At 63.7% G+C, this 8,636-nt stretch carries 6 protein-coding genes and 1 pseudogene; all 7 read left to right on the forward strand.

From position 1 onward, the window contains the following. The first annotated feature begins 65 nt into the window (after positions 1-65). Positions 66-1,397 carry a TolC family protein gene (locus VKM35_RS11840; protein ID WP_324321222.1) on the forward strand — a complete coding sequence of 444 codons (1,332 nt, stop codon included), beginning with the start codon at positions 66-68 and terminating at the stop codon, positions 1,395-1,397. A 22-nt stretch (positions 1,398-1,419) separates the two neighbouring features. Next, entirely contained in the window at positions 1,420-2,469 is a 1,050-nt protein-coding gene (locus VKM35_RS11845) for an efflux RND transporter periplasmic adaptor subunit (RefSeq protein WP_324321223.1), read from the forward strand. Next, positions 2,466-5,531, forward strand: a complete 3,066-nt coding sequence (locus VKM35_RS11850) for an efflux RND transporter permease subunit (protein ID WP_324321224.1) — start codon at positions 2,466-2,468, stop codon at positions 5,529-5,531. Before VKM35_RS11845 ends, VKM35_RS11850 begins: the two co-directional genes overlap by 4 nt. A 270-nt stretch (positions 5,532-5,801) precedes the next feature. Further along, positions 5,802-6,827 carry a YncE family protein gene (locus VKM35_RS11855; RefSeq protein WP_324321225.1) on the forward strand — a complete coding sequence of 342 codons (1,026 nt, stop codon included), beginning with the start codon at positions 5,802-5,804 and terminating at the stop codon, positions 6,825-6,827. A 57-nt stretch (positions 6,828-6,884) separates the two neighbouring features. Beyond that, positions 6,885-7,394 (forward strand): flagellar basal body-associated protein FliL, encoded by a 510-nt coding sequence (locus VKM35_RS11860; protein WP_324321226.1) that lies wholly within the window; start codon positions 6,885-6,887, stop codon positions 7,392-7,394. Between the two features lie 279 nt (positions 7,395-7,673). Continuing rightward, positions 7,674-7,934 carry a DUF2845 domain-containing protein gene (locus VKM35_RS11865; protein WP_324321227.1) on the forward strand — a complete coding sequence of 87 codons (261 nt, stop codon included), beginning with the start codon at positions 7,674-7,676 and terminating at the stop codon, positions 7,932-7,934. Between the two features lie 206 nt (positions 7,935-8,140). Continuing rightward, positions 8,141-8,636 (forward strand): annotated as a pseudogene (locus VKM35_RS11870) (hypothetical protein); the annotation flags it as partial.

Raw genomic sequence — 8,636 nt, forward strand, 5'->3', positions numbered from 1 at the left:
TGAGAACGACAACGCTTTAATCGCGGATGACCATGGCTCTTTCTCTCCATCGACCGCGAATCCGGATGCTGCTGCTCGCGATGTCGATCATCGCTGCCGTGTCCGGATGCGCGACCTATCGTCCGCTGCCGCTGGCGGACGACAAGGCCTTGGTGCGCCCGGCCATCGAGGTCATCGCGCGACAGGCGCCTGTCGATCATCCCCGGCTGCCGCCATCGCCGGTGCTTCTCGATCGGCCCCTGGCGGAGCTCGACGTCGCAAGGCTGGCCCTGGTGGCGAACCCGGACCTGATCGCGCAACGCCGCCAGGCCGGCGTCGCCGAAGCACAGTTGTTCGCCGCCGGCCTGCTGCCCGATCCGCAGTTGAGTCTGTCGCTGGATCGTCCTTATGAATCAGGCCTCGTCAACGGCTTCGCCGGCGGCCTCAGTCTCGACCTGACCAGTCTGTTGACGCGCAGCGCGGACGTCGCCGGCGGGCGACACAATCTTGAGCGTGTGCGCAGCGATGTCGCCTGGTCGGAATGGCTGCTCATCAATCAGGTCCGCACGCTGTGTCGACGGATCCGCTTTCTCGAACAACAAACCACCATCGCCGAAGAAGCCGCCGGCGTGGCCAAACAGATTTACGATCTGAGCGCGAAAAACAAACGCCGCGGCGATGCCAAGCTCGACGAGACGACGCTGTACCAGATCGGTTTTCTCGATGCCCAGGACCGGATGCTCGGCCTGCGCCGCAGCCTGACCGCAGCGAAGATGCAGCTCAACGCGTCGGTCGGCCTCGCGCCCGAGGCTACGCTGACACTTGCCGACATGCCCGCGTTGAAGCCCGTCGGCGAATTCACTGCCACGCAATTGACAGCGACGGCGCTGCACCAGCGTTTCGATCTCGTCGCATTGCGGGAAGGCTATGCCACGCAGGAAGCCAGTGTGCGCAAGGCAGTGCGTGCCAGCATCCCGCTTCCGCAGTTGGGCATCAACCGCGCCCGCGACACGAGTGCCGTCTGGTCGCGTGGCCCGAGTCTCGGCATCGGAATTCCGCTGTGGAATCGCGGTCGCGGCGACATTCGCATTTCCGAAGCAACGCGTGCGCAACTCGCCGACGAGTACGCCGCGCGTATCATTCAGACCCAGGCCGACATCGCCGCATTGCGTGCCGATCTCACTGCCATCGACGCCCAGCGCGCGGCCCTCGCCGCCGAGATTCCCGAATTGACGCGGGCCGCCGACGTGCTCGACAAGGCCGCACGCGCGGGCGATGTCTCGCTGGTGACCTATGAGACGGTTCGTGCCGCCTTGCTCGACAAGAAACTCGGTCTGTCGGCATTGGAGCAGGCGCAGTCCGAAGGCGAGATCGCACTCGAGTCTGCGGTCGGTGATCGAATCTGGCCTGCCCCTTGAAGTGATGTATGGAGATCGCCGCGTGACCAGCAAGATGTTGTGGCCATTGATCCTCGTGTCGACGTTGCTGTCGGGCTGCGGTTCCGGTGCGGAATCGGAGTCGGAAGCGACGGCAACCGCACAGGTCAGGGTGACCGTCGCCAAGCTCGCCGCGATGTCGCGCCATCTCGAGGGTTACGGCGCGGTCGGATTCGCGCCCGAGCTGTTGCATACGGTCAGCGCCGCTGCGGACGTGCGCGTCGAGCGCGTGCTGGTATCTGCCGGGGAATCAGTGGCGATGGGGCAGGCCCTGCTCGTGGTGCGTCCCACGGCGACGACTTCGCTGGACACGGAAAAGGCATTGAACGATGCCCGTTTCGCGTCGCAGGAGTTGTCGCGCCTGGAGTCGTTGCGGCAGCAGCAGCTGGCCACCAATGCCGAGGTTGCGGTGGCACGCCAGGCCAATGCCAATGCAATCGCGACGCTGGCGAGCCTGCGTCAGCGCAACGGACCGTCGGATGGACAGGTCAAGGCCGATCGCGCCGGCCTGGTCGCTTCGGTGGAAGTGCAGCAGGGCGATGTGGTCGCCGCCGGTGCGCCGCTGCTGCATCTGGCCGATCGCGCGCAACTGCGCCTGCGTCTCGGCATCGAGCCCGCTGCGTTGTCGCAATTGCACGAAGGCCAGGCGGTCGCGATCGTGGCGGTTTACGACGCGGCGGTGAAAGCCAACGGCCATGTCGTGAAAGTGGTCAGGCAGATCGATCCGCAGACGCGGCTCGGCGAGGCGCTGGTGGATGTCGATGCGGCGGGCGGCCTCTTGCCCGGTGCCACCGTCAAGGCCGCGATAGAAATCGCGCAGCGCGTGCAGGTGTTGTCGGTGCCGAGACAGGCAGTGCTTTATGCCGGCGGGCGCAGCTATGCCTACGTCGTGCGCGCCGGCAAAGCCAGCCAGGTCTGGGTGAAGACCGGGCAGGACGACGGCAGGAATATCGAGATCGTCGACGGCATCAAGCCCGGCGATGAGGTCGTTGTCGAAGGCAATTACGAACTCGAAGACGGTATGGCCGTAAAGATCGCGGCGCCGTCGCCATGATCGCCACCTGGATCGAGACGCATCGTCGCTCGCTGCTGATGGCGGTGGCGATTTTCGCGCTGGCCGGCGCGCTTTGCGTCAGGTTTCTTCCCGTGGGCCTGTTTCCGCTGGTGGATTTTCCGCGCATCGTGGTCAGCGTCGATGCCGGCGATCGCCCCGTGGACCGGATGGTAGTCGAAGTCGTGCGGCCGCTGGAGCAGGCGCTGCGCTCCGTCCCCAACGTGCAGACGCTGCGCTCGACCAGCAGTCGCGGCTCGGCGGAAGTGTCGCTGTCCTTCGCCTGGGGCACGGACATGGTGACGTCCTTGCTGCAGTCGGAATCGGTGGTGAGTCGCGCGATGGCCGATCTCCCCGCAGGCACCTCGTTCACCGTGCGGCGCATGGATCCCACGGTGTTTCCCGTGCTCGGATTGAGCATCACCTCGAGCAAGCGCTCGCTGGCCGAACTGCACGACATCGTGACCTATCAGATCGCGCCGACGCTTTCGTCGCTCGATGGCGTCGCGCAGGTGGAAGTGCTCGGCGGTCGTCAATCGGAATACCAGGTGCTGCTCGATCCAGCGCTGCTGCAATCGCACGGACTCACGCCGGCCGATGTCGCGCAGGCGCTGAGCGCCGGCAACGTTGTCACCGCCGTCGGCCGCCTGGAGGATCGCTATCGTCTTTACCTCGCGCTCGCCGATACACGACTGAAAACCGAGGACGACATCCGCCACACCGTGCTGAAGACCGCGGCGAGCGGCTTGGTCGAACTGAAGGACGTCGGCGTCGTGCGCCTGGGCGAAGCGCCGGAATGGACGCGCGTGAATGCCGATGGAAAAGACGCCGTGCTGCTCAATGTCCGCCAACAGCGCGGCGCGAGCACGGTGCGTCTGGTCGCCGATGCCAGGCAGCGCCTCACCGAACTGAAGTCCAGTTTGCCGGCGGATGTGAAAGTCACCAGCTACTACGATCAATCCGGGCTGATCGTCGGTTCGGCGGGCAGCGTGCGCGATGCGATCCTGATCGGCGCCGCGCTCGCCGGCCTGGTGTTACTGGCTTTCCTGCGCAACTTGCGCATCACCCTGATCATCAGTGTGGTGCTGCCGTCGGTGCTGTTGTCGACCTGCGTGCTGCTGTATGTCTTCGGCCAGAGCTTCAACATCATGACCCTGGGCGGCATGGCCGCGGCAGTCGGCCTGGTCGTTGACGATGCCGTGGTGATGCTCGAACACATCGCGCGCCGCTTGAGCGAGCGAACCTCGGAAGACAACCCGCGTCCGCTGATCCTCGGTTATGCAGCGGAAATGCTGCGGCCGCTGGCGGGATCGTCGGCAGCCACCGTCGTGGTATTCCTGCCGTTGGCCTATCTCGGTGGCGTCGCCGGTTCGTTCTTCCGGCCGCTGGCGCTGACGATGGCGATCACGCTGACGATTTCCTTCCTGATCTCGTTGCTGGCCGTGCCCTTGCTGGCGCGCAGCTTCGTGCGCGCTGCCGATGCCGCGACGCTGGAAACCTCGGGGCCGTTCCTCGATCGCGTGCGTGGCCGCATCACTGCGATCAGCACGCGCACGATGGCGGCGCCGCGCCTGGTGCTGTTGCCGATCCTGCTGCTCGCGCTGGCCGGCGGGCTCGCGTATTTCCATCTCGGCAGCGGCTTCATGCCGCGCATGGACGAGGGCGGTTTCATCTTCGATTACCGCGCCGCGCCGGGCACGTCGCTGAGCGAGACCGATCGCCTGCTGCGCCAGGTCGAAGGCATCGTGCGCAGCATGCCGGAAGTCGAAAGCTATTCGCGGCGTACCGGCCTGCAACTGGGCGGCGGCCTCACCGAAGCCAACGAAGGCGACATGTTCATCAAGCTCAAGGACGGTAATCGCCGTCCTATCGAAGAGGTGATGAGCGACGTTCGGCAACGCGTCGAAAGCACCGTGCCTGGTCTGGAAATAGAGACCGCGCAGCTGATGGAAGATCTTATCGGCGACCTGATTTCCAATCCGCAGCCGATCGAATTGAAAATCTACGGCGCCGATCGCGCCGAGCTCGCGAAGGCTGGCGTCAGCATCGCCGCGGCCATCGGCAAGATTCCCGGTGTGGTCGAAGTATTCGACGGCACGCGCATCGCCGGTGATGCCGTCGACATCCGTTTCGATCGCGTGCGCGCCGCGCTGGAGGGCCTCGATCCGGAAAACGCGTCCGCACAGTTGAACCTGCTGCTCGGCGGCAGCGTCACCAGCGAAATCCAGTCCGGTGAGAAGATGGTCGGCATCCGCGTCTGGACGCCCGAATCGCTGCGCGAACGCATCGAACAACTCGGCGCGTTGCCGCTGCGCGGCGCGTCCGGGCAGATGGTGCCGCTGGCGCGCATCGCCGATATCAGCGTCGCCGTCGGCCAGCCGCAGCAGGACCGGGAAAATCTCCGCGACATCGTCGCCGTGACCGCGAGACTCGAGGGCAGGGACCTGGGCTCGGCGATCAAGGATGTGCAGGCGACCGTGGCGAAGCTGCACCTGGCGCCGGGAATCCGCATCGAATACGGCGGCATCTACGCCGAGCAGCAACGCTCCTTCAACGAGCTGGTGCTGGTATTCCTCGCTGCGTTGCTGCTGGTCGCGACGCTGCTGATGTATCTGTACGAGCGCGTGTCGGTGGTGGTAGCGATCCTGGCGACGTCGCTGCTGACCTTTCCCGGCGTGTTCGTCGGTCTGTGGCTCACCGGCACCGAACTCGATCTGTCGTCGATGATGGGTTTGACGATGGTGATCGGCATCGTCACCGAAGTGGCGATATTTTTCTTCGCCGAAGTCGACACTCGTGCAGCGATCACCGCCAAAGATCTGGTCCACGCCACCGAAGCGCGACTGCGTCCGATCCTGATGACCTCCGCGATCGCGATCCTGGCGTTGATGCCGTTGGCGCTGGGCATCGGCACCGGTTCGGAAATGCAGCGGCCACTGGCGATCACCATCATTTCCGGGTTGATCGCCGCCATCCCGCTGGTGCTGCTGGTGATGCCGGCGATCTTCGTCGTCGTCGACAGGATGGTCGTTGCACGCGGCGGGTCAGCGCTCGCAGCGAAATAAGACGGCGAATATCCCGGCGGCGCGAAGATACATCGGCGACCGCGCCAAAACATGATCGATGGCAGCCGCGTCATCGCCTCCGTTTCCTGACGGCGGCCGAAAAACCAGAATTGCTTAACATTCTCCGTGGTAAAAACCGGAGGAGTGCCGGAGCTGTCCGCCGGCCGGGATGCTGGCACGTCATCATGTCGCGAACGCGTTCCGCCAGGCCGGGATCCGGCGCAGGTCATTCCAGGATTTTCAATTTCATTTTTTCGGGGAGCGGGTTCAGTGAAGCACATCGTTTTGTTTGCCGCCTGCGTTGCGGCCATTGCGGGTTCGTTCGCCAGCGAGGCGAAAACCGCTCATAACCCGACCTATTCGGTCACCGCGCACTTGGCCCTTGGCGGTACGGGTGGCTGGGACTATCCCTCGATCGATCGCGAGCACCACCACCTCTTTCTCAGCCGCAGCGACCATGTCGAGATCGTCGACCTGCGCACCGGCAAGGACGTCGGCACGCTCGACGCCACCAACGGTGTGCATGGCATCGCCGTGGCGGCGCCGCTCAATCGCGGTTACGCCAGCAACGGCCGCGGCAATAGCGTGAGCGAATTCGATCTGGTGACGCTCAAGCGGCTGCGCGACATCGCGATTACCGGCCAGAACCCCGACGCGATCCTGTTCGAGCCCGGCACGCAGCACGTGTTCACCTTCAACGGACGCAGCAACGATATTTCCGTGATCGACCCTGTCGCCGGCACGCAGATCGGCAGCATCGCGCTGCAGGGCAATCCCGAATTCGCCGTCGCCGACGGCAAGGGACACATCTTCGTGAACATCGAAAGCAGCGGCGACCTCGCCGAAATCGATGCCAAGGCGATGACCGTGCTGCAGACCTGGCATCTGGACAATTGCGAGGAGCCGTCCGGTCTCGCGATGGACATCGAACATGCCCGCCTGTTCTCGGTCTGCGGCAACCAGCGCATGGTGGTGACCGACGCCAACGACGGTCGTCAGGTCGCGTCCGTCGCGATCGGCGACGGCCCTGATGGTGTTGCCTTCGATCCGGCACGCAAGCTTGCCTTCAGCGCCAATGGCCAGTCCGGCAACCTCACCATCGTGCATGAAGACGACCCCGAGCATTTCAGCGTGGTGCAGACTTTGGCTACGCAGACGGGCGCGCGCACGATCACCATCGACCCCGACAGCCACAAGCTGTACCTGCCGACCGCACTTTTCCTGCCGAAGGCCGAAGGCGAGAAGCGCGCGAAGATGAAACCGGACAGCTTCACGGTGCTGAGCATCGGCTCCTGAGTTTTTCGCTGCGGCAGGCAAGCGGCATTTTCTTCCGCTGAAACCGACGAGGCCATCTTGCCGAAATCCGCGACGTTCTACCTGATCCGTCATGCCGAAAAACCGACGCAGCCGGAAGACCCGCGGCTGACGCTGGCGGGTGAGGCACGCGCGCAGGCTTACGTCGCGTACTTCCGCCATCTGGGCCTGAACTCGTCGTCGCATCTGATCGCGGCGGCGGATTCCGAACACAGCTGCCGCTCCCGCCTCACGCTGACGCCGCTGTCGCAAGCGCTTTCACTGCCGATCGATGCGACCGTCGCCGATCACGACTACCCGCGTCTGTCCGAACGCCTGCTTGGCGATGCCCGCTTCGATCAGCGCAGCACACTGGTCTGCTGGCATCACGGACAGATACTGGGCTTGGCGCAGTCGCTGGGCGCCAAGTCCGATCAGTTGCCGGCCGCGTGGCCCGACGCGGTGTTCGGCTGGCTGATCACGCTGCGCTATAACGGCAACAGCCATCTCGAAGAAGTGCGCGTGGACAACCAGAAGCTGATGTTTGGCGATGGTGGCGTGTCGCCGTAGTGGGTGGTTGCGACGGAGGGAGTCGTAGGAGCGCTCATGAGCGCGATGCCCCGGCACCGATCAAAGGGGGCGGAGGCAATAAATTGGTAGAGGATCGCGCACATCGCCGCCAGGTTCTTGGCATCGGGATTCAATCAAGCGTCGACGTTTTCCGGTTTGATCGAGGTAATCCAGCGACTGTGCGCCAGTAAAAGGCGAGGTCCGTCACATATCAGCTGCTTTTGCATTTGCTTGAGGCCTTCGCCCCAAGTAGCCTAACGCACTGTTTTGGAGATCCCCATGCGCAAACTTGTCTTCGCCACTGCTGTCCTGCTTACGTCGTTCGCCGCCCAAGCCGCAGATTCCGTTCAATTCGGCCAGCGTGTAATTACGGTGGGCGATCGCATCGGTAAAGTTTATGAGGTCGCTGGCGAGCCCACGCGTATTGTGCCGCTGGAGAAAAAGCCCGGCGCCGCGGCGGGACAGCGCTTCGAGTACGTCCGTGACGGCAAGACGATCAGTCTGACCTTGTCGGGCGGCGTCGTGGTGCGCATCGACTGACTTCCCCGACCACTTGGAACGCGCTTGTCAGAGCAGGTTCGAGTCGAGTCTTGCGCGCCGCGGTCAATAAGTTGCCGGTATCTCGGCATAGCGGCGACGGTGATCACAGTTTCCGGGGGAAGCCGTCGGTTTTCCCGTGAACCATTTACCTTGTAACTGACCTTTTCCCCTGCGATCCTTGCTTCAGGATTTTGCTGGGGAATTTCATGAAGCGTTGTAGCCTGGCCCTCTTGGCCGGTGTGGTGCTGTGCGTCTCTTCGTTCCAGTCCATTGCGGCTGACTACAAGACCGAATACGACAAGAAGATCAAGTCTGCGCAGGACATCGGAGCTCTGGGCAATGATCTCGCTGGCGACCGCGTGAACTTCTACACCGGCGGCACCAGCTTCAACGCGACCGATGTCAGCATTCCCGGCAATAGCGGCCTCAGTGTCGCCGTTGGCCGCTTCTACACCGTGGAAGGCAATCACCAACGCGCTGTGACGAAGGGCACCAGCACGCCGCCAGAAATTCTCGGCACCGTGCAGCGCGCCTTCGGTGATTGGGATCTTGATGTTCCGTACCTCAGCACGACGATGACGCAGACGGCCGGCTGGATCGTCGACTCCACCACGCCACAAAATCGTTGCAGTGTGGTCGGTCAAGTTAGGTCCGACGGCTCTGCTGCAAACGGCGCACCGCCGGCGGACAATTCTGCTGGCG

This window comes from Arenimonas sp. (assembly GCF_035312645.1).
Lineage (GTDB): Bacteria > Pseudomonadota > Gammaproteobacteria > Xanthomonadales > Xanthomonadaceae > Arenimonas.

Bases quoted from the DNA above. Each gene is read 5' to 3' on its own strand.
- VKM35_RS11840 (WP_324321222.1), top strand. From the start codon at position 66: ATGCTGCTGCTCGCGATGTCGATCATCGCTGCCGTGTCCGGATGCGCG.
- VKM35_RS11850 (WP_324321224.1), top strand. From the start codon at position 2,466: ATGATCGCCACCTGGATCGAGACGCATCGTCGCTCGCTGCTGATGGCG.
- VKM35_RS11865 (WP_324321227.1), top strand. From the start codon at position 7,674: ATGCGCAAACTTGTCTTCGCCACTGCTGTCCTGCTTACGTCGTTCGCC.